Origin of the sequence: Fibrobacter sp. UWB7, from assembly GCF_900142945.1 — a bacterium.
Lineage (GTDB): Bacteria > Fibrobacterota > Fibrobacteria > Fibrobacterales > Fibrobacteraceae > Fibrobacter.
The window spans coordinates 38,291-63,794 of the sequence record NZ_FRCO01000001.1 but is presented as its reverse complement, the minus strand read 5'-3'; the positions used below and the strand labels follow the sequence as shown (position 1 = coordinate 63,794).

Sequence of the window (25,504 nt, the reverse complement as noted above, 5' to 3'; positions counted from 1 at the left end):
ACTTGTAAACATTTGTTTGCTTTTTTATAAACAGGTGCTCATAAGTAAACTAAAATTACGTTGTCAACTAGTAAAAATAAAATTACATCGTGTGTGATATTGCTCAAATTTTAAAAATTTAAGCGTTTTGTCCATATAATATATAATTTTTGTATGTTTGGAATTATTTTGTATGATTCATTTACTAAATTTGTACGACCTTAAAAACAAACTAAAAGGTCAAGTAAATGAAAACAACCAAAACAACAACCATCTTCTTGGGCTTGGCATCTGCAATGGCTTTTGCTCAGGAAGGCTCTGCTTGCATTCCGTTCGTCAATGGCGTCGGCGATTATGACAAGAACTGTTATAATTCCGGTCTCCTTGACATGGAAGAAGGCAAGTGCTACACCATGAACGCTGACCGTGTTAAGGAAGGCGTTCCTCAGTGGATCAACAACGTGGTTTCACAGACGTGGTGGTGGTCTGAAACTCCTTGCATCGCAGAAGTTTCTAGCTCCAGCGTCGAACCGGAATCCAGCTCTAGCGAAATCGTTGAGCCGGAATCCAGTTCCAGTGAAATCGTTGAACCGGAATCGAGCTCCAGCTCTGTTGAAGAATCCAGTTCTAGTGAAGAACCGCTCTCCAGCTCTAGCGAAACGCCGGTTTCTAGCTCCAGCGAAGTTATCGTTGCTTCTAATTGCATCGAATTCGTGAACGGCTCTGGCAACTACACTGAAAACTGCTACAACGCAGGCCTCCTCGAAATGGAAGAAGGCAAGTGCTACGCCATCAACCCGGATCGCTATAACGATGTCAAGAACCAGCTGTGGATCAACAACATTGCATCTCAGGTCTGGTGGTGGGTCGAAACCTCTTGTGGTTCCGAAATCTCCAGCTCTAGCGAAGAATCTTCTAGCTCTGCTGAATCCAGCTCCAGCGAAGAATCCTCCAGCTCTGTTGAAGAATCTAGCTCCAGCGAAGAATCTTCTAGCTCTGTTGAAGAATCCAGCTCCAGCGAAGAATCTTCCAGCTCTGTTGAAGAATCTAGCTCCAGCGAAGAATCCTCCAGCTCTGTTGAAGAATCTAGCTCTAGCGAAGAATCCTCCAGCTCTGCTGAATCCAGCTCCAGCGTCGAAGAATCCTCTAGCTCTGTTGAAGAATCCAGCTCCAGCGTCGAAGAATCTTCCAGCTCTGTTGAAGAATCCAGCTCCAGCGTCGAAGAATCCTCTAGCTCTGTTGAAGAATCCAGCTCTAGCGTCGAAGAATCTTCCAGCTCTGTTGAAGAATCTAGCTCCAGTGAAGAATCTTCTAGCTCTGAAGAAGTCTCTAGCTCCAGCGAAATCGTTGTGTCTACTTGCATCGAATTCGTGAACGGCTCTGGCAACTACATTGATAACTGCTACAACGCAGGTCTCCTCGAAATGGAAGAAGGCAAGTGCTACGCCATCAACCCGGATCGCTATAACGATGTCAAGAACCAGCTTTGGATCAACAACATCGCTTCCCAGACCTGGTGGTGGGTTGAAACCTCTTGCGGTACCGAAATCTCCAGCTCTAGCGAAGAATCTTCTAGCTCTGTTGAATCTAGCTCCAGCGAAGAATCCTCCAGCTCTGTTGAATCTAGCTCCAGCGAAGAATCCTCCAGCTCTGTTGAATCTAGCTCCAGCGAAGAATCCTCCAGCTCTGTTGAATCTAGCTCCAGTGAAGAATCTTCTAGCTCTAGCGAAATCGTCGTGTCTACTTGCATTGCTTATGTGAACGGCACTGGCGACTACGATCAGCATTGCTATAACGCTGGCTTGAGAAACATGGCTGAAGGCAAGTGCTACACCATGAATCCGGCTCGTGTTGCTGAAGGTGTCCCGCAGTGGATTAACGACGATGCCGCTCAGACTTGGTGGTGGGTCGAAACTTCTTGCGGTGAAGCTCCGGAAGTTGTTGAAGAACCGGTTGAAGAACCGATCGAAATCGTCTGCAAGGGTGATGTCTGCGCTGAACTCAAGCCGATTCTCGCAGAACCGAAGCCGGCTCCGGCAAAGGTTATCGGTCGCGACAATGGCACGACTGCCATCGCTACGGCTGTTGCAGCAAAGGCCAACATGGCTGTTTCCAACAACATTCTGAGCATCGCAACGAACTCCAACGGCGTCAAGTCTGTGAAGATCTTTAGCGTTCGCGGCGACATGCTCCTCTCTGAAACATTCTCCGGTGCTGCAAAGACCGTTGACATGGCTCAGTTTGCTGGCAAGGGCGCTGTGATTGTCCGCCTCGTCGAAGGCCGCAAGGTCCTCGCTACGAAGCGCGTTGCAATCCGCTAATTCCTTAACGATTTAAGTCGAATTGTGAAAGGGCTTCCTCGAAAGAGGAAGCTTTTTTTAATGCAAAAAAGGAACCCCGTCGGGGGTTCCTCTTCTAATAACTAATAGCCAATGACTAGCGATTAACGTTTACCTTATTGGCGCGTTCGAGTTCGCGAGCGTTGATGATGAGCATCTGCAAGCGGTTCTCGATGTTGGCAAAGCTGGTATCCGGATCGTAGTCCAAGCTCAGGATTTGCACGTGCGGGCAACGTTCCTTTACAGCCTTCGTGAGGCCACGGCCACTGATGTGGTTTGCGAGGCAGGCGAACGGCTGCACAATGATGTAGCTATTGATGCCGTGCTTCGAGTTGTAAAGGATTTCTGCCGGGATGAGCCAGCCTTCACCCGTGTTGTACGTCGGGTCGATAATGCCGTCGATGTAGTTCACGAGTTCGAAGCAGTCTGCGTGGTGTTCGTAAAGCTTGAACGACTGCATGACCTTATTGGCGGTTGCTGCGGCGTGTTCAAAGAGCTTTGCGGTAATGCCACCTTCGAGGCGGTCTGAAATCGGATTTGCCGAGAATCCGCGCTTGATCTTTTCGGCGCGCACAACTTCGTCGACGCGGAAGAAGTCCATCATGCCCGGGAGGTAAACTTCCATGCCGTTGTCCATGAGGTAGTCTTCGACATGTCCGTTGGCGCTCGGGTGGAAGTTCATGAGGATTTCGCCGAGCACAGCGACGCGCGGCTTGCGGATGCCCTTCTTGCGGCTTTCCGTGATTTCGACCTTGTTGAATTCCTCGATGCACTGGCGCAGCATTTCGACAAGGCGCTTGGCAGAGCCGAGTTCCGTCTTCTTGAGCGTTGCTGCGGTTTTCATCAGTTCCGGCATCCACTTGCTGTAAATCTTCTTGGTTTCACCCTTGTTGATTTCGTAGGGGCGGAGTGCGCGGTACGCTGTTTCGATGGCGTCCATGAAGGCAAGGCCCCAGAGCGTGTGGAGGCGGAAGTCGAGCCCGAGCTGGAATCCCGGATGCATGCCTTTATAGTCGATGCCGGTCGTGATGATGGAAACGTCCTTGTAACCCGCTTCGTCAAGAGCTTTACGGCCAAGCACGGAGTACTGCACGGCGCGGCAGTTTTCGCAGTTCTTGGCAAGGCACATCGAAACTTCGGTCTGCGGAACGTTCGGGTGTTCTTCGAGCCACTTGAGGCATTCGCCGATGTTGATTTGGCAGGGGAAGCAGATGTCGTTGTGCACGTACTTCTTGCCGAGTTCAATAGCGCGCTTGTCTGCAACTGGGAGGTAATCCGAGAGGTAGCCCTTGCCCTGGATGTAACTACTTGCGAGAATGGCGAAAGCGGGGGAGAGGTTCGGCGTCAAGATGATACGCTTTGTCTTGTCGCTTGCCACGTACGGCGTGTGGAACTGCGGTTCGTTCGAAATCGGCTTTTCCGGGAGGTTTGCCGCACGGCGGGCCTTCACGGTTTCGATAAAGCTCTTGATGCGGATGCCGACCGGGCCGCGTGCGTCACCTTCGTCGAGCTTGAGCATGAGCATTTCCTTGTTGGAATCGCGGTGCATCATGCGCATCATTTCATCGGTCAACACGGAGTCGTGTCCGCAACCGAAGCTCACAATCTGGGCAAGTTCAACATGCGGGTCTCTCGAAGCAATCATCGTTGCACCGAGCATGCGCAAGTGGAACGTGTTCTTGATTTCCACGCGGGTGTGGTTCGGCACATCCTGGTCGTAAACGCCCGGGAGTGATTCGGTGGTAAGCACCGGAATGCCCATGGCAGTAAAGTGGCTTGCAATGTTGTGGTTGATGAGCAAGTCGGCATGGTAGGGACGGCCTGCAATCACAACGGCAAAACTGTTGTTTGCCTTCACGTCGTCGAGAATCTTCTGGCCTTCTTCGAGGAGCGTGGTGCGGTAGTTGTTGAGTGCCTTTTCGCCTTCCGTGACGGCCTTGTCCAAAATCTTCTTATCGATGTTCCAGTTGTCGTGGAACCAGTCGATGGTCTGGCTTCTGCGGAGCTTCGTGTTTGCCCAGTGGAAAATCGGCTGGTCCATCGGGATGCCGTAATTCTTTTCGGGTTCGTCCGTGTTCTGGCAAATGTTCGGGTAGCCTTGCACGACCGGGCAGACCGTTGTGGCGTTAAACTTGGTGTGGTCGCTGGGGAGCGAAATCATCATCGGGAAGAAGATGCGATCGACCTTCTTTTCGATGAGGCTCAGCACATGGCCGTGGACGAGCTTGGCCGGGAAGCAGACTGTATCCGAAGGCACGCTGTGAAGACCTGCTTCGAACATCTTGTAGTCGCTCTGACGACTTACGACAACGGTGTAGCCAAGGGCGGTGAAGAATGCTTTCCAGTAGGGGAGGCTGTTCCAGAATTCGAGCACGCGCGGAATACCGATGGTCTTTCCGTTCTGCGGCAAGAGAATCTGCGGAGCGTAGTCCTTGACCAGGAGCTGGTTCGTGCGCTTGATCATGTCTGGCACAGCCTGCATCTTCTTGTTGATTTCGGCAATAAGCTTCTTCGTTGCCGGATCGTTCGGGTCGGCGGTGACTTCGCCGCGTTCGCAACGGTTGCCCGTCACAAAGCTCTGGCCATCGCTAAAGGTCACGATAGTGCGGGAGCAATGGTTGGTGCAGTACTGGCAGAGCTGACCCGGCTGGTTGTGCCAGCTGAAGGTCTTCATGGCTTCAAGCCCGATAAACTTACTTTGCACGTTCGGGTCGGCGGCACGCTTTTCTTCCATGAACTTCTTGGTCAAAAGTGCGATACCGATAGCGCCCATTTCGCCCGGGCGTTCCGGACGGATGGCCTTGAGGCCCGTGTACTGTTCGAAGGCGCGGAGAACGGCGTTGTTCTTGAATGTACCGCCCTGCACCACGACTTTTTTGCCCAGCGTGTTCAGGTTGCGGATGCGGATGACCTTCGTAAAGACGTTGTTGATGATGGAACGGCAGATGCCAGCGATGATGTCTTCGGGCTGCTTGCCGTCGCGCTGTTCCGTGATGATGGAACTGTTCATGAACACGGTGCAGCGGCTGCCGAGCTGAGACGGGCTCTTGGAGTTGAATGCGAGTTCCGCAATCTTTTCCATCGGGATGCCGAGGCTGCGGGCGTAGGTTTCGATAAATGAACCGCAACCCGAGGAACAGGCTTCGTTGAGGATGATGCCCGTGACGACACCGTCTTGCACGGAGATGGCCTTCATGTCCTGACCGCCGATGTCCAAGATGAACGAGACGTCGGGGCAGAGGCGCTGGGCCGCGTTTGCGTGGGCGACGGTTTCCACCGTGTGGTAGTCCGCGTGGACAGCCTTTGCAAAGAGTTGTTCGCCGTAACCGGTTGTACCCACGCCCAAGATGTTGAGCTTCACGCCGTATTCTTCGTAGCGGTCGGCGAGGTCCACCATGGCACGCTTCAAGACGGCGAGCGGTTCACCGTCGTTACTGGCGTAGAAGCCGTCGATGACCTTTTCGTTTTCGTCGATGAGCACGAACTTCGTTGTGGTAGAACCTGCGTCAATGCCCAAGTAGGCGTTGATGGTCGTGCCGGAAGGCGGCTGCGGGTAATGGTTGTCCGCCATCTTGTGTTCTTCGAGGAACAGCTTGTATTCTGCTTCGCTCTGGAAGAAGAGGTCGGAGGCTGCCTTTGCCTTGTTCTCGGCCTGGCGGATTTCGTTAAAGTGAACGAGCGCGTCGAGAGAACCCTCTTCGCGGTACATGCATTCCTGGTTTGCGAACATGGAACCGTTAGCGAGTGCGGCGCCCATGGCGACGAGCACTTCGGAATGTTCCGGAACAATCGCCTGTTCGTCGGAGATGCCCAAGCGTTCCTTGAATGCGCGGACGAGAGTCGGGTTAAATGTGAGCGGACCACCTTCAAAAATGACAGGCGGCTTGATTTCCATGCCCTGGGCAAGGCCACCGATGGTCTGCTTTGCAATGGCGTGGAAACTCGAAAGGGCGATGTCTTCCTTCGCGATGCCGTTGTTGAGCATCGGCTGGATGTCCGTCTTGGCGAACACGCCGCAACGGCCCGAGATTTCATAGACTTTTTGGCCACGCTTGGCGTAGCTTTCGAATACTTCTGTCTTGATGCGGAGGAGTTCCGCGACCTGGTCGATAAATGCACCCGTACCGCCGGCGCAGACACCGTTCATACGCATGTCCGAGGCGATGAGTTTTCCGGTGGTCTTGTCCTTTTCGAAGAAGACGACCTTGGCATCCTGACCGCCAAGTTCAATGGCGACCCTGGAATCGGGGTAGGTGGCACGCACGGCAAGTGCGTTTGCGACTACTTCTTGCACAAAGAAGGCGTGAGTGGCCTCGGCGAACGGCTGACCGCCGCTACCGCAGAACGTGACCCTGAAGTTCTTGCCTGGGAAAAGGGCATGGGCTTCGCGCAGGACCTCGTAGACCTTTTTCGCCTGCATGGCGTTATGACGCTGATATGTATAGTGTAAAAGCTTAGATGTCTCGGGATCGACTACAGCAATTTTCACAGTGGTGGAGCCTACGTCGACACCCACCCATAAATCGTTCATAGAAGTATTCATAGTGAAGCCAAATTTAGTTTTTTTTCATTATTTGAAAAAGTCATTTTGCGTTTATGGCGATAAAACGCGCAATTTGGGGAATTTTGAGTAATTGCTCGCATGTGCAGATTATTGTATGGGACCGCGCAAAACAAAAAGAGGCCCAACGACCTCTTTTTATATGCACTTCACCTTTCTAAAAACTTTCACCGAATTGCAGTCCAATTCTGAGTAGCGAAACAGCCCCGCTTAGTGAAATTGCTACGCTGAAGCGGGGCGAAAAGAAGCTCATTTCTCTACGTGACGATTTTGTCGAAGGGCTTCAAGCTCGGATTGTATTTCAGTAATCAACGATTCAGAAAGACCCTTGGCTCGCAGAACGGCTTCTGTATCGACTTTATTTTCTGCACGTTCTTGTTCTCGTCCTTTAGCTTCTGCTTTGAGCCAAATTTCGGCTTCGATAGCTTCATCAGCGTGTTTATCGAACATATGTTCCTCCAAGGCTTTAAGCAGTTCAGGGCTTATGCGGCTTACGCGCAAACGGTTGAGGGCATCCCTAAAGATCGGGTCCTTCGATTCGGGAACTTCAAGCGGCCCCTGCGACAAGAGTTTCAGCCAGTAGTCCTCGCGTGAACTGATGTTTTTTCGCAGTTTCTTGAAATTCGGAAGGTCTACTATAATATATCTATTTTTACTGAAAATGGGAAGCGCCCGATGTGTTGAGTCGCTGTGGTTGACGTTGTCCTCGCTATAGACAGCCCAAGTGTCTTTAAAAATATCCTTTGACTTGAGAATTTGAAAATTACAGAGCCAGATAGATACCGTTTCAGGTAGTTCATAAAAATGAACCTTACGCTCCTTTTCGTCCATCAATTTGAAATACGTCGACCTGTTATACTCGTACTTGCCACGCAATGTTTGATAGGAATTGTAGAGTTGGAGACGGTCAAGAAAGAATGGATGGCTTCTATTCTGCATCTCTATGTTGAAATAACGGTGATCCTTTGTAGTTACCCACACGTCAAGTCGCGCGGAATCATCTTCCGGCATGAAGACGTCAATGGGCTTTTCGAATTCGTAGTCGAGATCAATGATTTCGTGGTCGCGGTCTAGCCCAAGCAGGCAGTTGAGCATGTCGCGGATGGTGTCCTTGTCATCCATCAGCACACGGAACGTTTCGCTGTAATAAGGGAGCAAGAACTCTTCGCCCTGTTCGTTCGTAACGATGTAGTAGGCTTTCTTTTCTGAAGTTGTGTTGTTTTCGGTCATTTACATTTCCTTTAGGGGTTTGGTTATGATTTGGCCCCTATACTATTAACACGCATAAGCAAGCCGTTTGTTTCAAGAAATCATTGTAAAATATTTTTAGACAGGAGCGGGGCATGCGCTGACAATTGCAAAAGACGCTACTTTTGTATATTCTGTTGTATGAGAAAGATTTTGTTGCTCCTAACGATGTGCTTTGCGTTTGCGAATGCACAATTCTATTACGACAAGCATGGAGAATGTCGCGGTGCGTATAAGGACAGCTTGGAGTATTCAAAACTTGTCGGTCTCGCCGAAAGATTCCATGGTCCGATTCTGGTGAAAAAGCCGGTTGAAAGCGTCAAGCCAAGAAAGAATTTGGAAAAGATTCCTGAAAATAAAATTCAAAGAACATTTAATGTAAGCCGCAATACATTGAACAAAGAAAAGTGGCTTGAAGTCGAAAAGAACGAAATCGTCAAGATTTGTGTTGACGCGCCTGTTGTCGCGTGGGAAACATCATTAAAAGCGATTATATCTAGCGATTCGTGCCTTGCATTCCAAACGCCGACTCTTATTGGTGTTGATACACTTAGGGTGCATTTCCGTAAAGAAAACACACCTTACTACATTAATTTCTATAACGACACATATTCTTACGATATATCACTAGTAACTACTAACTATTAACTAGTAACTACTTCACAAAATTCTATCTTATCTCCCGTGAATAAAAAGTATATCATCCCCGTTGTTATTTTTTCGATTTTGTTGTTGCTCCCGTTTGGCGTGCAGGCGGTTGTCGACCTGCGTGGCGAAAAGCGCTTCCAGCCGTTTGACATTTTCAAGGACGTGGTTTACACTCCGATTGTGCGCGAGAAAAAGGTCGCTGCGGCTGCGGACTCGCTCGATGTGAAGTGGCGTGCGGCGCGTGAGGCGATTGCTGCGGGTGCTGAGGTCGCTGATGCTTTGGAACCTGTGACGTCTTCGCTTTCGGACTTGGAGGCGGCGGTGCTTTCGGTGAATACGTATGCCGAACTCGATACGGCTGAAGCTCGTTACAAGAGCCTCAAGTTGGCGGATACGCTCCTCTCGAAGTTGGAGGATGAACCGGAATCGTTCCTGCAAGCGGATTCTTGCATCAAGGCTCTCGTGGCTGACCTTGGTCATGTGTCGCTGTGGCGCGCGTTCTTGGACGTGAAACATTACGGCGTGTGGACGAGCCGCTATTTGCGTGCTTTTGAAAATAAGATTGACGACGAGAGTGCTATTGTGTTGGCGTTGCGTCCGAAGTACCAGCTTGCGGTTTGGAACATCTTTAGCGATCCGGGCGAGAAGGTCGTTCTCGGCGCTGCTGGCGATTGCATCGGCAAGTCTTGCGGTAGGGAAGATGCCAAGCCCGAAGACAAGTGGCTTTTCTACCGCCAGGATGTGGAATTCCTGGTGCAGCCGTCTCCGCTTGATGTGCGCAGTGCAAAGCTTGACAATCCGGTGAAGGCTATTGAAAGGTTCCGCGACCAGCTCAAGGCGAAGGGCGTGGAACTCTTGGTGGTGATTACTCCGGGCAAGCCGAGCATCTATACCGAACGTTTGACAGGGCGCGATTCACGAGTCGCGGGTGCTGAAAACGCCGCAGTTGGGAATGCAACTGCTGTCGAAAATGCCGCCGGGCTCCAGTCGCATGGCAAGAAAATTCTCGATTCGCTCACGCGTGCAGGCTTTAACACTGTAGATTTATATACGCCGCTTTTGGCTGCGAAGGCTGACGATGACAAGCTGGGGGCACTCTACCTGAACGATGATACACATTGGACTCCGCGCGGGGCGGAAATTGCCGCCGACGTGATTGCAAAGAAAGTCGGCGAGATGGTGGATGTTGGAACTGTCAAATTCCGCGGAAAGGATGATGTGCGCTATATTGCTTCTGATTCCGTGGCAGACCGCATGGGCGATGTGGGCGAGATGAGTGGGCTTAATAAGTTCGGCGTGTTCAAGGTGCAACAGGTGACGGGACACGTGGTTTCGCAGCAGAATATCAAGGAACGCACCGAAAAGCTCCCGGTGGATTCGACTTGTGTCGAAACTGCTAAGATCGCTTGCAAAAAGAACGATTCTTGCTTTACGGCTCAGTCAGCGCTTTGCGAGCGTGACACGGTGCTTTATGACACCACAGTCACACCCTTCAAAGACGATTTCCGCAAGTCCGAAATCTTGATTCTCGGCGACAGCTTTAGCCGCATTTACCAGACTGATTCGCCGGTGAACGCCGGATGGATCGCGCACTTCGCGAAGAACATGAACGCCCGCGTCGCAAGCATCGTGAGTGACGGTGGCGCCTCGACGCTCGTCCGTGAAAAGCTCGCCCGCAAATCTAGCGTGCTCAAGGGCAAAAAGCTCCTCATCTGGGAATTTGTGGAACGCGACCTCCGCTTCGGCGCCGAAGGCTGGAAAGACGTTGAATTTTAGAATTTGGAATTAGGAATATAATTATGCCAAGACATGGAACACCGACGCCGGGACAGGCGATCCTCGAAGGAATTGAATGGCTTAAGATCGACAAGCCGGAATTTGCCCGCAGGGTGGGCGTTTCTGTAGAAATGCTCGACCAGCTGATTGCGGGTGAAATCAGCATCTCGACCGAAATAGCGAATGCTCTTGAATCCGTGACCGGCAGCCCCGCCGCCTACTGGAAAATGCTCGAACGCAAAAGCCGCGCTTCTCGATAAGCCTTACCTAAATTAATTATACTTGCGATATGAATATTAAAGATGCCGTTTCTTTCATGTGTGACCTCGCCAAGGGCGAAGCCGAACAGTTTGATGTTATCGCTTCTAACACCCATTCCGAAGGCTTGTCCGTCTTCCAGGGGCAGGTCCAGAGTACTGAAATTTCGGATTCTGTAGGTCTCGGGGTCCGCGTCATCAAGGACGGTCGTCCGGGTTACGCCCATACGGAACGCCTCACCGACGAAGCCTTGCGCCAGACGCTCAAGGATGCTCTTTGCCACACGCAGTGGACCGAAAAAATCGACATTACGCTTCCGCAGGCTATTGAACTCCCGAAGGGCGAACCGAACTACAACCCGGCGCTCGAATCGCTCGACCTTGCAACGGTGAAGGACTTCTGCATCGAGCTCGAAAAGGCTACATTCGCAAAGTCCAAAGAAATCGAGAACATCCCGTACCTCGGTGGCGACATCGAGCATGACTATTCCATTGTCGCAAACAATACGGGACTTTTCTACGAAGCCCGTTCGAACTGCGCTTCTGCGGGTGCAGGAGCTGTCGCAAGCCGCGATGGCGTCAAGAAACTTGGCAACTTTGTCAAGAACGGTCGCAACTGGAACGAATTCTCTGTCGATGAAATAGCAAGCAAGACCGCCGAATATGCGACGGAACTCTTTGGCGCAAAAAAAATCGAAAGTGGCAAGATTCCGGTGATCCTTTCGGAACGCGTTTCTTCTCGCTTCATCGGCATGTACACTCGTCCGTTCTTTGCCGAAGCCATGCAGAAGGGACAGTCTCGCCTCGACGGCAAGGAAGGCGAAAAGATTGCCAGCGATGTGTTCTCGATGTGGAACGATCCGACCGGCGAAATGTTCGAACACAAGAGCTATTTTGATTCCGAAGGTTGCCCTACCAAGCGCGTGAAGGTCATCGAAAATGGCGTGTTCAATTCTGCACTTTACAACCTCGAAACGGCTGCAAAGGCAGGCCGCGAAACGACCGGCAATGGTGACCGTGGCTTTGGCAGCAAAATGTCGACGAGCTTCTATAACTTGCTCGTGCCGCCTGGAAGCATGACCACGATGGAACTCCTCAAGCTCTTCCCGAAGTGCCTGCTTATCGTACGCCTGGAAGGCAATTCCGGTTGCAGTTCCGTGAGTGGCGAACTCAGTATCGGGGCACACGGCTTCTGGTGCGAGAACGGCATCATCCAGCATCCGGTGGATGGCGTCACGCTCAGCGGTAATTTCTTCGACATTCTCAAGAACATCGTGGCGGTCGGTAACGAATACCGTGACCCGTTTGCAAGCTACAAGGTGCCCGCCCTAGCTGTGAGCGAACTCAGCGTAAGCGCTTAAGGCTCGGCTCTTTGGCTGGCATCTTGATGAATATGGCAGGCTTTTGCCTGCCTTTTCTATATACAGAAATGCTGCAAGGTCGAGAATCCGGAGGTGGCCAAATTCAGGTCCTTGCAGCACTATGTTTGAGGTGTCAATCTTTTTTACGCTTGCAGGCTTAGCTCGTCTGGGATGACAAAGGAGGCTTGTTGCCTTTTCGCGTTTTCTATCAAATCCTTAATATCCTTGACGAAGATTCCGCAGGCTTTCATCATCGCTTTCAAGAATTCTTCGATGGCATGGCTCAAGGCATTCCCCTTGACTAAACCCACGTGGTTTGCGTTGCTCTTATCGATGAGACTTTTGAGAAGTTCTGGAACAGGCTCCATTACCGGTTCATCGCTTTCTGTCGCAAAACGTGAAGTCTTGAAATTGTATTCGGCGGCGTGTTCTGCGTAGAGGTCGAGCAGTGTTGCCGAACGATTTGACGAATTTTGCGGTAAAACCGCTACTTTGAGCTTGCTTTTTAGCTTGGTTGCCTTTAATTCGGATGCCGCCGCCTTTAAAAGCTTGATGACTGTCGCTTGCCGGAGGTTTATGCCGGAGACGTCCTTGTAAATGAGGACCATGGCCAAAAAGACGAGGCCGGAATATGGGCATAAAAGCCTTGCCGCCTGCGGTTTATCGATTATTTCGATAATTTTGTCTATTATCGTCATTTTGGTCCTGCACTCCGTGAAAAGCATAGACCAAAGATATATTCCCCATGGGTTATATTGCAATAGCCCATTTGGGTAGTTTTATGGGTTATTTTTGCACAAAAAGGTTCTGGAGGTTGTCCATGAACAGCTTTTGTATCTGCGGATTGACCCCTTTCAGGATTTGTTCGAGGTACGGCTTGTCAAAATCCGGGTGTTGCTCGTAGAGTTCCTTGATTTGAACTTCGCTTTCGACCTTTTTACCCAGTTTATTGTTGCAGAAAATGATAAACAGGCGCAAAACGGTCGCTTTGGGGGTGTAAAGCAAAATCTGGTTTGCAAGGTTGATGCATTCCTCGTACTTGCCCTGTAAAAGCAGGATGAACGCTTTGCCTTGCTTGATGGAGGTTTGTGCCGCAGTTGCTGGAATCAGGCGCTCGCACTCGTCAATGAGCTCGAGCGCTTGGTCGTTTTGCCCGGTAAGCATGTAAATCTGGATCAGAATGGTTCGCGCGATGATGGTTTGCGGGTTTGCCTCGATGACCTGCTTGAAATAAGCAATTGCTTCGCTCTTGTTGCCGATAACGATGTTGTAGAACGCCATGACCATCTGGGAATAGATGGAGTAGGGGGCGTTGAACATGGTCTTGCGGGCAATCTCGGCGAGCTGCTTTGTGTAGGCGGCGGAATTGCCCCAGTTGTCAAGAATCGCAATATAGTAGACCAGCGCAAGCGTGTATGCCGCCTGTTCGCTGTAGATTTCACCAGTGGCAAGAGGCGTGAGCATGTCCTTGCAGTAGTTGAATGTTTCCTTGCTGCGGTTTTCGAACTTGATGTTGCAATGCGCGGTCGCGTACCACCAATAGGGAATGGGACTTTGGGGAGTATACTTTATATTGGCCGTCGCAAGCACGATGTGTCGGAACAAAAGCATTGCCGCTTTCTGGGCAATCTCTAGAATGTTGTCTGAGCTGATTTTGACAGAGGTTGTCCAAAGTATTTCGTGTGTCGAGCCAATTCTGATAGATAAGAATAAAGCTTCGTCTTTGTCTTCGGCGGCGGAAACATCAATGGAAAATGCGGGTTCTATGGTTGCCTCGGCCGTGTCTGAAATGCGAAAAATATGGTACTGATGGAGCGATTCTACGAGCGCGTAGTAAAGCCCGTTGGCTTTTGGAAACGCAGAAATGTCGTTTTTCTTGAGAAAAATGATGTTGAGGTCTTTTTTGATATCGTCGCTAAAATTTTTTTCGTCGGCTTTTGTAGAAACGGCCTCAGTTCTATTTGTAACTTCGAGAATTTTATAGATGTTGGCGAGGTGCGCTTTGACGGTATTCGCCGAAATATTCAAAGTCTTACAAATTTCGTTATTGGTGAGTCCCTTGCGTAGTAGAGACAATATCTCTTTTTGGCGGGATGTTAACTCAGATTGCTTATTTTGCTCAAACATGGCTATAATTTAATAAATGTGGGTTCTATTATTATGGAATATGCTGTAATTAATGTGTTATTTTTGTTACAAAAAGGTAAAGATGGCGCTTTAGGCTTAAAAAAACGCGTTTTTGAGCCGTTTTGGGCGGTTTTTTCTTCAAATTGTATTATAGGGCTGTATCATAACATGATACGTATAGTATTTAGCTATACTTTTTGGATTTTTATGAGGCCTGTTTTGCCTTTGAATATGTTCTTTTTATAGCTGTTTGAAAACTTTTATTTACTTAAAATTGTCTTTTTGTGAAAAATGTTGTTCTAAACTTCGTTTTGTGATAAATTTCTTCTAGCTTGTCTGCTCTATTACAATATTTTGTCTTTAAAAACAACTGAAAACTAGAAAAATAAATTTTACAATCTGCAAAAGTCTGTACATATAATTATATTGCGGCGATGGGTGTATGTGATGCAGATAAACTTATAATACATAAGGGAATTTGTATAAAATGTAAGGGATGCTAAAAATGTTTGAGGTGTTGAATAAAATACCAAAGAAGCACGCTCTTGGTAGTTTTGGATTGTATCAAAAAGTCGGCATGCGGCAATCTCTTAGGCCCCCAAAGGAGGTTGTTTAGTGGAATACGCAAGAATTGTAGATGTATCGCTTTGTCACGAATATTATAATGGGAGTTCTTGTGGCTTTAAGGTTCTCGCTTCTCCTGAGACCGCTGAAATCTTAAAAAGGGAAGAAGCCTTGTGCCGCATATACGACGGAAAAGTTCGTATAATGGCGCCTGCAGCTGCTTTTTCGCAAGAGACGACGCTTTTCTTTTACGTCAAGGCCTCCATTGCCGAAGTCTGGAACGTGACGAACTTCGATTGCATTGCGCATGACGAGTTTCCGGTAGCCGTGGTTTCTGGAAATGGAACGTGTTTTGAAGGGCGCAAGAAGGACTCCATGCCCGAATTGCAACGAATGTTTGGCGTTATTTTTGCACTCGAACTCCATTTGACTCCCCGCAAAATGCTGACCTGCACCGTGAAAGTTCCAACAAAGAAATTGAGGTGGTGTTACTGCGTCTCGGGCAGTTTTGCCGAGCGTGACTTGCAAATAAACGATTCGCTGAACGTCGAACATCCTGTACAGTTTGATTGCGTGGAAAAGTCCCCGCGTCTATCGCTATATGTGTCGCGGACGGAAATCCCGATTGTAAGCGGGGCGCCTCCACGATTCCAGTTGCTCGATTCTGCAACATCGAAAGTCCTTGTGAAAAGCCTCCCGAATGCAAGTGCGAAGTCTATCGCGAAGGCTAGTTTGGATGATGGCTCAAGGGCGATTGTCGCCGAATGCTTCGTTAACCCGTGATTTTGTTTGAGAAATACTATATTTAGTATGTTCGTATTTTTGATAGGAAGGGAAATCCCATGAAAATGAAGTATTTCTTTGCAAGTCTTGTTTTAGGACTTGCTTCTGTTTTGTCGTTTGCGAATGAATCGCGAATGGGTTACTACACGATTTCTCCCGAAAAAGTGGAAAAGTATGCAGAACAGGATTTGCTAAAAGACTCCACTAAGGTGTTTAAAATTCTTGAAGAACAGAAGGCTTTTATATATGAAAGCCGAACGCAGATGAATGAAAAATTTATGGAGCTGCTTAAGGCGTATCCTCAGCATCAAAAAATTGTGAATAATTTTATTCAGACTTCATGGACTGTTCGAGAGGATACTGCTACAGATGCGATGGGAATGCTCAATACGCGGACCTATTTGGATGATTATGCTATTGATTCATTAAAATGGTATATTATTGATGATGCAAAACAACAGATGGTGTTTTCTCAACAAGCGTATGATTTTGTTTTGAAAATGCGAAACGTAGATTTTTTGGATTCTATACAGCTTCATCGTTATGCAAAAAATCTTCTGGCTTCGAGTTTTAAACTTTGTAGCGGGCATGTACATAATCAGAGTGAGTATATTGATGCTGCTCTCGAATCTTTTTTTGCTAAGAAGAGAAAGAATATTGTGGATTCTACAAGAGAAGCCTGTAGTGAAATATGTAAGAATCAGGAACTTAGGAAAAGGGAAAAATATGGCGCATGTATGGAGAGAAAATGCAACATGCGTCAGATATATAGCAATGTTGGAAAAAAAATAATATCTGATATTCAACGTGAAAAGAAATTTATTGATAGGTATAGTGGCCGAATCTGCTCGGATGATCTTTGGAAAAAATCTTTCGATAGGCTTGATTCTCTTTATTCTCTTTACTTTAAGGAAGTCGTAGACTTTTCGCTTGATAAGGTGTACAACAATGATGATGCTTCGATAATTTTAAACGGCAAATTTAGTGGAGCTAGCCATAAAGAAGAATTGAATGGCGAAATCGTAGGTTTTTATCCGTACTGGTATGCTGGTGATACAACTAAATGGGTGGACTTTGAAGGGATTACTCGACTTGCTTATTATGGTCTGAAGGCTGATAATAACGGTTCTCTTGTGACGCCTTCAGGAAAATCTGCGCTGACGCATTTTGACGAAAAAGATAATTATGAATTTGTCAATGAAGCTCATCGCCACAATGTAAAGCTAGATTGGGTTGTTTTTAAAGATGATTGGAAAAATGTTAGCTTAGAATCGTTCTTTGCTAAACTTACTGGTGAAATTGATGAATTTTTAAACAAGAAAATTAATTCATCTTTTCAGCGTTTCGTAAACGCGGTTACATTCAATACCGATGAATTGGAAAATCGTGGTGACGGAGTAACTTTATTCTTTAAAAATTTCCCGAAGGATAGTAGTAGCACATCGAAGTTTAATAATTTCTTTGGCGAATTGAAAAATAAGCTTGCTGAGAAAAACGAGTCTGTTTATGTAAATTTGATGATGAATCAATTCGATTTATCTGTAGATAATCATCAGTTGATTGCTGATACTGTGGTGCAGGTTTTGTCTAGCGGAATTTATAGTTACAATAATTTCTTGAATCTGCTCAAATCTGAAAAAAATGAAACTAAAAATTACTTGTACGTTGTGCTGAACGAACCTGTGTCTCGGAATAAACAGATTCTCTTGAATGATATGAGTTTGCAGTTGGACGGTCTTGATCGTCGCAATGTGTTAAATTCTTTGGTTCCTGTCGTTTGGTTTGATAATGTTGGATGGGATAAGTTTAGTAACGATGCCTTGTATTATAACGACTCGTATTACAACTTCGGTGTAGGTCCTTACGCCACGGATATCTCTGCAAAGGATTCTTGCGTTGTAGGTGGAAATCTCGGTGCATGCATGCTCAAGTATTTCGAAAATGAAAATGGTGATGGCTCGCGCCAAGGAAAAATTGCCTCCTTCATCTGTATGCATCGTTGGGGAATCCGCTTTGTCTGCTTTGTTGCATGTGTATTATTAGTTGCTAGTGTAGCGATTGTTGTGGTCGTGGTGCGCAAAAAGAAAATGTAATCCCGATAAATTTTATATCTTTTACTTCGTGTGCACAATAGCGTTGCACCGTGAAGGAGTTTATGGCTAACTTAAAAATGTATATCGACAAGGTAAAGAGTCGAACCTATCTCGAAAAAGAACGCAATTCCATTACCGTGGATGATGTTACGATTGATTTCCCGCTCATGTTCGATGGCAACGGCAAAATGTATTTCTTCAAGCTCGACCGTTACGTTTATGTCAAGGGCACGCGCTACACCAAGGCCGATGGTAAGACTCGCGACTTTTTGCTGACTTGCCTGTTCAAGCGTGGCTTTATGTCCGATGGCGCTTCGGCTCCGTCTTTTGCCCAGTTTGTTGTCCCGGATATCAAGGCCGGTAACGATGTCTACAACTCGGCTCCGTTTATCCACGATGGCTTGTACATGTGCAAGGGCGTTATCGATGGGGCAGACCTCACTCGTGAAGAATGCGACGATGTTCTCCGTGGCATCTGGCGTATCGCTGGCATGAGCCGTCTGGTGGCAGGTGCAGCTGACCTTGGCATCCACGTTTTTGCTGGCTCTTCGGACCACTGGGGCAACGATTCCAACAATTGCAAACATTTGTTTAAGGCCAAGTTCGAATACCGCTAAACATCTCGTCATCCCGAACGTTTTTCGTCGTCCTGAACGAAAGTGAAGGACCCAGTTAAGTCTAGAGTGCCCGCCCGGTAAATAAACCGAGCGGGCATCTCCTTTTATATGATGTTTTTTTATTGCAAGCTCGTGATAGTGGCCTGTTTTTTTATTTATTTTATGTAAGTTAAAAGGAAGAATTTTGGGTATGAGAAAGTATGTTTTGAAATTAAAATTAAAACTGAAAGCGATATGGGCATCCGTCGAGGGCTTTTTCTCGCGGTCGAGGAATATCCTTTTGTTGATGCTCGTGGGCTTGCTTCTGAACGTCATCCCTGCCAAGCTTGCTATTTTCTTTGGAATCCCCTTGTTTTTGGACTGCCTGGGCACCGTGCTTACGGCTATGCTCGGCGGTTACTTGCCTGCGGTTATCGTCGGCTTTAGTGTGAATGCTATCAACGGGATTGCTGAACCGGTCGCGATGTATTACGGCGTCTTGAGCGTCTTGATAGCGATGCTTGCGACTTTCCTTTTCCGTCGTGGATTCTTCAAGACTATTTGGAAACTCCTTATAGTCATCTTGCTTTTTGCGTTGATTGGTGGCGGCATTGGCTCTATCTTTACTTACGCTTTGTATGGGTTCAATTTTGGCGAGGGCATCTCTGCGCCGTTTGCTATTGCGTTCCATGATGTTTTGCACTGGAGTCGTTTTTATTCACAGTTTGTTGCCGATATCGTGATTGACATTTTTGACAAGAGTGCCATTGTTCTTTTGTCTGCTCTCATTTTCCGTTTTATCCCAAAGAACATCAAGGATGAACTTAAAGATGTTCAGTTGTTCCATCATAAAGGTCCCGAAAAGGTTTTTTCTTCGAAAAAAAAATCCTTGCTGAACAAGGTTGTAATCATGGTGATTATCGCGGAAGTCCTTTTGGGAGGGCTTGCGAGCATGATCGGCTTCTATTTGTATCGTGATAATTGTGTGAATAACTTTGTTAGTATTGCAAGGGGCGTGACCGAAGCGGCGTCGATTGCTATTGATGCTGAAAAGGTGGACAATTACATAGCGCAGGGGTATGATGTTGATGGCTATGCGCATACCCGTGATGTACTTGGTGGCATCCGTGAAAGTTTCCCGCAGACAAAGTACGTGTATGTGTACAAAATTTTGCCGGATGGATGCCATGTGGTGTTTGACCTAGATACGGATGGCGTGCCGGGTGGCGCTCCGGGCTCCTTGGTGGAATTTGACCCGTCTTTTGAACCCTATTTGCCGAAACTCCTCGCCGGCGAAGAAATCGAGCCGATTATTTCGGATGACCAGTTTGGCTGGCTCCTCACGGTTTACAGGCCGATCAAAAATGCGGCAGGGAAGACCGTTGCCTATGTGGCGGCGGACATCTCGATGGAATCCATCGTGCGCGATGAGGCCGTGTTCTTTATCAAGCTTCTGTCGCTGTTCTTTGGGCTCTCTCTGATTATCATGATGGTGATTATCGAAGTGATGAAGCATGGCTTTGTGGTGCCTGTGAACAAGATGTCGTATGCTGCTATGAAAATTTCTGGGGCTACGATGCGTGCTAACTATGCGTTGGACATGGGCGATAATTTGGACTTGTCCAACATGCGTAAAGCGGTGAATGATGTGGCGAGCCTCGGGATTAATGCTAAAGATGAAATTGGGCATTTGTACGAATCTCTCTACACGATGGCAGAAACGGCTTTTGACCTAATCAAAAACGTGCATGAACAGAGCGAGAACATTCAAGAACAAAACAAACGTATTCAGCGAATGCAAGAAGTCCTCATTATGGAATTCGCCGAGATGGTTGAAGCCCGCGACAAGAATACGGGTGACCATATTAAAAAGACCGCTGAATATGTGGAAGCCATCGCGCAAGAGCTCAAATCCGAAGGCAAGTTTAAAGCGGAACTCACTGATGGCTATGTCCGCAAACTCAAGCAGGCTGCGCCGCTCCACGATATCGGTAAGATTGCGGTATCTGACTTGATTTTGAATAAGAACGGCAAATTGACTGACGAAGAATTCGCTATCATGAAGAGCCATACGACCGAAGGCGGCAAAATTCTCCAGAAAATCGTCGATGATGGTAAAGATGCTTTTGATGCCGATTACTTGACGGAATCTATCGAAATGGCAAGCTACCACCACGAAAAATGGGACGGCTCCGGTTACCCGAACCACCTCAAGGGCGAAAAAATCCCTCTCTCTGCGCGAATCATGGCTGTTGCCGACGTTTTCGATGCTCTTATTGCCGAACGTGTGTACAAGAAGGGGTTCCCGTACGAAAAGGCGATGGCGATTATCACCGAAGGGGCGGGCAAGCACTTTGACCCTGTTGTCGTCGAAGCGTTTACGCATATTTCCAGGAGCCTGTACGATGCCCGCACAAGAGTCACACCGGATGCCGGCGAAAATGCAGAAAAAGCTGCGAGTGGCGCGGTTGCAGAAAATGCAACGGAAAATGCCGCGCCGGGTGCTTAAATTTTCATCCTGAGCGAGCGTAGCGAGTCGAAGGAACTAAAAAACAGCCCTCAGTTGCCCGAGGACTGAAATGGCTAGTTTTTTTTGGAAGTTTATTTAGCGTTCTTGGCTGCCGTTTTCTTCTTTGCGGTGGCTGCCTTCTTTGCGGCTGCGCTTGCCTTGACGTTCTTCTGAACGTTCTTCTGCACAGAATTGGTCATCTTGTTCAAGCTGCTGCTGAGAGCCTTGAGCTGTGTGTACAAGCTTTTTTCGTTCGAAATGCCAGATTGTCCGTCATCGTCGCGGAGTTTGGTTGCCGGAATCTTGACTTCGGGCTTGACGATAGTCGTCTTGCAGTTGTAAACGTTCTGAATGCCCGTGCCTAACTTGTTAAGAGCGGTGGCGAGGTTCTTCAATTCATCGAAAAGGGCTTTTTCTTCGGGGATGCCGCCGAGTCTGCCGTGGATGCTGTTGACTTCGATTACCTTGTTTGTTGAGGCTACTTTCTTTTTGTTTGCCATAGTGGTTTTCCTTTTGTGTTTTAGAGTTAGAAAAGATTTCCTGAAGCCTGGCGCTTTGCCAAAATTTCATCGCAAATGGATGTGAGCATGCGCTCGTGCGCACAAACTTCTGGAGAGACTCCGTAAATAGAGCCTGTTGTGTAAAATGACGTGCAGCCGCATTCGTGTGCGGTGCAGCGGTATCTGATTAAGCAGTTCTTGCATTCCGGCTTGTCGTACTTCAAAAAACGGCAAAGGTCTTTTGCAACGAAGCCTGTGAAAATTTTATTGCTCTTATCGAGAACGTTCCCTAAAATGTATTTGGCGTCTTCTTTGCTGGTGATGAACCTGCTGCAAGGGAAAACGTTCCCGTTGGTGGCGACTCCAATCGCGCCCTTGAAAATAAAACAGTTGCTATGCCGCTGTCTTTTGTCAAGAAGCTTATATGAAATTTTATCCTGAATGGTGCTTAAATAAACGTCTTGTCCATTTCTTTGGTATTTGTCCCATAGCAAGGCTAGCTTCTCGTATTCAATCGACAAAGCCGCCATATCTTCGCCAGTCCATTTTCCATCGAAATCGACTGCAGTCGCCACGTTACAAAAACCTTGATCGATAATCCACTTGATGGATCTGCTGAGCCCTCGAACATGCTTACGTGTTATGACAGACATGACAAGTACATCCATTTTGACTAATTCAGGAATCCATTGTGCGATGTCTTGAAAACTCCCGGTGCCGTCGACTTTCTTTCTAGAAATGTTGTGCTTTCTTTCGGGACCATCTAGCGATAGGTAGATTTGAATCCGTTCTTTTTTGATGTAATCGAGAATACTTTGTGTGAACAAAGTTCCGTTAGTGTTGATGAAAAATTTTAATTGAAAATCTTCAGCGAGTTCTTCGTGCCTTTCTTTGACCGTCTTTTTGGCGAGTTTCACGCATTTTTTGATGGATGGCAAACGTAAAAGTGGCTCGCCTCCGAAAAAGGTGATGTTCAAAGAATTCTGTTTAAGTTCGATAGCGCGATCGAATGCGGCTCGTAGCGATGCTTTCAAAATTTCATCGCTCATGACATTTTTTCTGTCAACTTGACTTTCTTTGTAGTAACAATAACTACAACGTAAATTACATTGCTCTGTAAGACTTAATAATAAATTCATGATTAGTTTATATATGCTTTAATTTCTATATAATAAAATTGTAGCATTTTGTATTGTTGTAAATTAAAGTTTGCTTTGATGTTTGCGCGTAACTCGTGTGCTTGCTATCCCTTTATTTATAAGGGCTTTCGCTTGTTTTGAAATTATTTTATTTGTTACTTGTAAAACGAATTTTTCAATTTGTTGCGAAATTACTTTTTTGATATGTTAATGATACAAAGGAAACTTTGTATAACAAAAGGAAATAAAATATGGCAAATTTAAACAATGATTTCAAAAAAGACACCTTGGCGGGTGCTAAATTGAATGTCAAAGATTCTGTTAAAGCGGCTGGTACGCGTATTGATGGAATTAAAAAAAATACTGCGGAATCTCATTCTGAAGCTTGGATGCAATGTGGTCCGGCAACGCATGTCGAGTGTGAAGGCGGTGGTAGCTGCTTCTCTTATACGTTCGATGGCGCTTTGAATAAAGACCAGTTGAAGGATTTGGCTGCTCTTGGTGGCGTGTTGTCTGGCAATTCCATTTCTTTTAAGAATGTTGATAAAGCTGCGGTCGATAAAATCCTTAATGTTAAGGCTGTTGACAAACTGAATGTCGGAGCCTCTCTCAAAGCAGCAGGTAAGCGTATTGACGGATTGAATAAACAAGATGCAGATTCTCATACTGAAGCTTGGATGAAATGTGGACCTGCAACACATGTCGAATGTGAAGGTGGTGGAGGCTGTTTCTCCCATACGTTTAATGGAAATCTGACTAAGGGGCAGTTGTTGGAATTGGCTGCTCTTGGCGGAAAGTTCTCCGGCAGTTCTATAACCTTCAAGAATGTTGATAAGGCTGCTGTTGAAAAGGTCTTGAAAACAAAATTTTAAGCCTTGAATCAATCTGTTGTTGTGAGGGCTTGAAAAAAGCCCTCCTTATTTTTGGAAAATTTTAAGATGGCGAGAAATGAAATGTCTGCTATTAAATGGTTGGAATTGAACAATAGGCTGTTGGCGATTAATCCTCAAACAGGAGGATGGTTGCTACTAGATAATTTATGCAAAGAAATTGTTTCGCTGATTGAATCAGGGCTTACTACTGAAGAAATCTCGCATCAATGCGCTGGTGTTCCTTTTAGTGAAATTGATAGACTGAAAAATCTCTTGTATATTCACAACTTGATTGTAACTAAGCCTTCAAAAAAACAAAAATGTTCTTCTTCGTGTCAACGAAAACATTATCCATCGTTAGCTGTTGTTAAGGTGACGATGGCGTGCAATTTTAAGTGCACGTATTGCTATGCAGATGCTGGGCTTGATCAATCATCGTATATGTCGTCTGAAACGGCTCATAAAATTGTAGATGAATATGTTCGAATGAATCCCGATAATTGTGTGACAATGCTGATGCATGGTGGCGAACCTCTGTTGAATTATAAGCTAGTTAAGGATATTACTGAATATTCAAAACAATATGGTGATAAAGTTAAAGTTATAATTCAGACAAATGCATCATTGATAAATGATGAAATTGCAGAATACTTTAAAGCTAATAATATTATTGTTGGCATAAGCCTTGATGGTCCTGCACCGTACCAAAATGCAACAAGATGTCTTCAAAATGGAAAAGGTTCGTTTGATCAGGTTTTGCGGGGTGTTCGTTGTTTGCAAAAACATGACGTTTCGTTTGGCGCTCTAGGTGTGATGACTGCGAATGTCGCGGAACATATTGACGAAATTTTAGATTTCTTCCTTGCGAATGACATATATCAGTTCTCGTTTATTCCGCTGATGAAGTTTGGGCGTGGTGGAGATGATTGCTCGTTATATGTTTCTGGGGAACAAATTTTTAATGCTTATAAAAAGATTTATTATAGAATTATAGAGAATAATACGCATAACGATAAAAAAATACAGGAACGGACTCTTGCAAATATGGCTTTAAGCGTGTTTGCAAATGAGAATACTTTTATGTGTACTCAGACCCCGTGTGGTGCGGGAAGAAGAGTCCTTGGCATTTCTAATAATGGCGATATTTTTACATGTGACGATTTTCTGGGCGACCCTGAATATAAAATCGGAAATGTTCATGATGGACATTTTGATGAAATGCTGGATAAAAGTGATGTTGTTGCAAAAGCAATGTGCCGATCGAAGGATTCTATAAAAAGATGTAAAGATTGCGTCTGGAAAGTCCTTTGTGGTGGTGTTTGCCATTCTGTGGATCATTATTCTGCGAAAGATGGTGAACTTGAAAATGAAATTTGTGTTTTTAACAAATTAATGTTGAAATTCTTGATTGAAGAATTTGATAAAAATCCGTTGTTGCCTGAGTTGCTTAATAATGAAATTCCTTCGTCAGACCCGAGAGATGTTTTTATTGCTTTAGATGATTGTAAGAGCGACGATTCGATAGATGCTGAAACTTTTGAAAGTATCTTGAAATTTCATGATGTAAAAAGGTATGAGAAGGTTGTTTTGTGCGGAGTTGATTTTTCTCAAAATTTAGATGTCATCAAAATGCTCCAAGTATTGAAGAATAATAGAAACCATACTTCGGTTCTTCTTGAAAATTCAAAATTAGATTGTCCGGAATACAAAAAATATCTTGATTACGATATCGACGAAATTTGGGTAAAACCGGATGTTGAAGAGAATGCTTTTGAAGTTCAATTGAACCAAATAAAGGACTTGATTCAATATCGTTCAAATCAGAATCTCAGCACATCTGTATCTGTGCTTTTGCCGATAAAAGAAGACGCGTGGACTGCAAATCTTGAAAAATGGATTCAAGAGAATTTAACGTCAGAAGATAAAATTCTTCTTTATGAGGCTTCTGCGGATTCAAGGTGCGTTCTTGAAAAAATACGTGGGCTTAATTTGAAAGCTTTTGTATCTGTTGTGTCGTACTCGGCAGAAACTTATGAAAGCTGTAAGGACTTGTTCGTTTTTGAAAAACAGAATGTATTCTTTATCGATAAGGATACGTTAAAGGGACGGAGCGACCTTTCATTGAAAGATGTTATGGCTTGATAACTTCCTG

General features: G+C 46.3%; 17 protein-coding genes. 11 read left to right on the top strand and 6 right to left on the bottom strand.

The window, feature by feature from the left end:
* Positions 1-227: 227 nt before the first annotated feature.
* A complete protein-coding gene (locus tag BUC30_RS00290; protein ID WP_073422886.1) occupies positions 228-2,300 on the top strand; it encodes a hypothetical protein in 2,073 nt (690 codons plus the stop codon).
* A gap of 115 nt (positions 2,301-2,415) precedes the next feature.
* Here BUC30_RS00290 and BUC30_RS00285 read toward each other — a convergent pair whose 3' ends face one another.
* Positions 2,416-6,849, bottom strand: a complete 4,434-nt coding sequence (locus tag BUC30_RS00285; RefSeq protein WP_244536406.1) for an acyl-CoA dehydratase activase — start codon at positions 6,847-6,849, stop codon at positions 2,416-2,418.
* Positions 6,850-7,128: 279 nt separating this feature from the next.
* Positions 7,129-8,109: an Rpn family recombination-promoting nuclease/putative transposase gene (locus tag BUC30_RS00280; RefSeq protein ID WP_244536405.1), complete on the bottom strand. Its 981-nt coding sequence runs from the start codon at positions 8,107-8,109 to the stop codon at positions 7,129-7,131.
* A 159-nt stretch (positions 8,110-8,268) separates the two neighbouring features.
* Between BUC30_RS00280 and BUC30_RS00275 the strand changes: the two genes are divergently transcribed.
* The 4 genes from BUC30_RS00275 to BUC30_RS00260 are packed head-to-tail and all read left to right on the top strand — an operon-like array spanning position 8,269 to position 12,169.
* Positions 8,269-8,775, top strand: coding sequence for a hypothetical protein (locus tag BUC30_RS00275; RefSeq protein WP_244536404.1), 507 nt, complete (start codon positions 8,269-8,271; stop codon positions 8,773-8,775).
* 36 nt (positions 8,776-8,811) lie between these two features.
* Complete coding sequence (locus BUC30_RS00270; protein ID WP_073422882.1) at positions 8,812-10,551, top strand: alginate O-acetyltransferase AlgX-related protein; 1,740 nt, start codon at positions 8,812-8,814, stop codon at positions 10,549-10,551.
* Positions 10,552-10,574: 23 nt separating this feature from the next.
* Positions 10,575-10,811 carry a helix-turn-helix transcriptional regulator gene (locus BUC30_RS00265; RefSeq protein ID WP_073422880.1) on the top strand — a complete coding sequence of 79 codons (237 nt, stop codon included), beginning with the start codon at positions 10,575-10,577 and terminating at the stop codon, positions 10,809-10,811.
* 29 nt (positions 10,812-10,840) lie between these two features.
* Entirely contained in the window at positions 10,841-12,169 is a 1,329-nt protein-coding gene (locus tag BUC30_RS00260) for a TldD/PmbA family protein (RefSeq protein WP_073422879.1), read from the top strand.
* Positions 12,170-12,312: 143 nt separating this feature from the next.
* On the opposite strand, the gene BUC30_RS00255 is transcribed toward BUC30_RS00260, so the two are convergent.
* Both BUC30_RS00255 and BUC30_RS00250 read right to left on the bottom strand, forming a co-directional pair.
* Complete coding sequence (locus BUC30_RS00255) at positions 12,313-12,867, bottom strand: hypothetical protein (RefSeq protein ID WP_073423884.1); 555 nt, start codon at positions 12,865-12,867, stop codon at positions 12,313-12,315.
* Between the two features lie 88 nt (positions 12,868-12,955).
* A complete protein-coding gene (locus BUC30_RS00250; protein WP_073422877.1) occupies positions 12,956-14,296 on the bottom strand; it encodes a LuxR C-terminal-related transcriptional regulator in 1,341 nt (446 codons plus the stop codon).
* A gap of 615 nt (positions 14,297-14,911) precedes the next feature.
* Here BUC30_RS00250 and BUC30_RS00240 point away from each other — a divergent pair.
* From BUC30_RS00240 to BUC30_RS00225, 4 genes are all read left to right on the top strand, one after another.
* A complete protein-coding gene (locus tag BUC30_RS00240; protein ID WP_073422873.1) occupies positions 14,912-15,643 on the top strand; it encodes a hypothetical protein in 732 nt (243 codons plus the stop codon).
* Positions 15,644-15,702: 59 nt separating this feature from the next.
* Positions 15,703-17,736 carry a hypothetical protein gene (locus BUC30_RS00235; protein WP_073422871.1) on the top strand — a complete coding sequence of 678 codons (2,034 nt, stop codon included), beginning with the start codon at positions 15,703-15,705 and terminating at the stop codon, positions 17,734-17,736.
* Between the two features lie 62 nt (positions 17,737-17,798).
* Positions 17,799-18,353 carry a DUF1353 domain-containing protein gene (locus BUC30_RS00230; protein ID WP_073422869.1) on the top strand — a complete coding sequence of 185 codons (555 nt, stop codon included), beginning with the start codon at positions 17,799-17,801 and terminating at the stop codon, positions 18,351-18,353.
* A gap of 190 nt (positions 18,354-18,543) precedes the next feature.
* The gene (locus tag BUC30_RS00225; RefSeq protein WP_073422867.1) at positions 18,544-20,841 is read left to right on the top strand and encodes an HD-GYP domain-containing protein; all 2,298 of its coding nucleotides are present in this window, start codon (positions 18,544-18,546) and stop codon (positions 20,839-20,841) included.
* A gap of 92 nt (positions 20,842-20,933) precedes the next feature.
* Here BUC30_RS00225 and BUC30_RS00220 read toward each other — a convergent pair whose 3' ends face one another.
* Both BUC30_RS00220 and BUC30_RS00215 read right to left on the bottom strand, forming a co-directional pair.
* Positions 20,934-21,341 (bottom strand): hypothetical protein, encoded by a 408-nt coding sequence (locus tag BUC30_RS00220; protein WP_073422865.1) that lies wholly within the window; start codon positions 21,339-21,341, stop codon positions 20,934-20,936.
* 26 nt (positions 21,342-21,367) lie between these two features.
* Positions 21,368-22,480 (bottom strand): radical SAM protein, encoded by a 1,113-nt coding sequence (locus BUC30_RS00215; protein WP_073422863.1) that lies wholly within the window; start codon positions 22,478-22,480, stop codon positions 21,368-21,370.
* Between the two features lie 251 nt (positions 22,481-22,731).
* Here BUC30_RS00215 and BUC30_RS00210 point away from each other — a divergent pair, with 251 nt between their 5' ends.
* Positions 22,732-23,352 carry a hypothetical protein gene (locus BUC30_RS00210; RefSeq protein ID WP_073422861.1) on the top strand — a complete coding sequence of 207 codons (621 nt, stop codon included), beginning with the start codon at positions 22,732-22,734 and terminating at the stop codon, positions 23,350-23,352.
* An 81-nt stretch (positions 23,353-23,433) separates the two neighbouring features.
* Positions 23,434-25,494, top strand: a complete 2,061-nt coding sequence (locus BUC30_RS00205) for a radical SAM/SPASM domain-containing protein (protein ID WP_170861474.1) — start codon at positions 23,434-23,436, stop codon at positions 25,492-25,494.
* Positions 25,495-25,504: the final 10 nt, after the last annotated feature.